Raw genomic sequence first — 240 nt, 5'->3', positions numbered from 1 at the left:
CCAACATGTTCGGGCAGTCGCTGCTCATCACCAAGGGCGGCCCGGGCAACACGACGCGCTCCGCCATCCAATACATCGCCGATCAGGGCCTCTCGCAGAACAACCTGGCACCGGCGGCTGCGATGAGCTACGTGCTGTTCGCCTTCCTCGCGATCATCAGTGTCATCAATTTCCGGCTCCAGCGCGAGCGGGTGGAGAAGGGCGCCTCATGACAACCACGACCCTCCCCGAGAAGACCGC

The 240-nt window shown here is 63.8% G+C and carries 1 pseudogene; it reads left to right on the top strand.

Annotation, left to right across the window (positions count from 1 at the left end):
- Positions 1–212, top strand: a pseudogene (locus SB660_RS23460) (sugar ABC transporter permease); the annotation flags it as partial.
- Positions 213–240: the final 28 nt, after the last annotated feature.

The organism is Bacillus sp. SIMBA_005 (genome assembly GCF_046535585.1).
Taxonomy (GTDB): domain Bacteria; phylum Bacillota; class Bacilli; order Bacillales; family Bacillaceae; genus Bacillus; species Bacillus pumilus.
The sequence above is the reverse complement of the archived record's forward strand: the minus strand, read 5'-3'. Positions and strand labels throughout refer to the sequence as shown.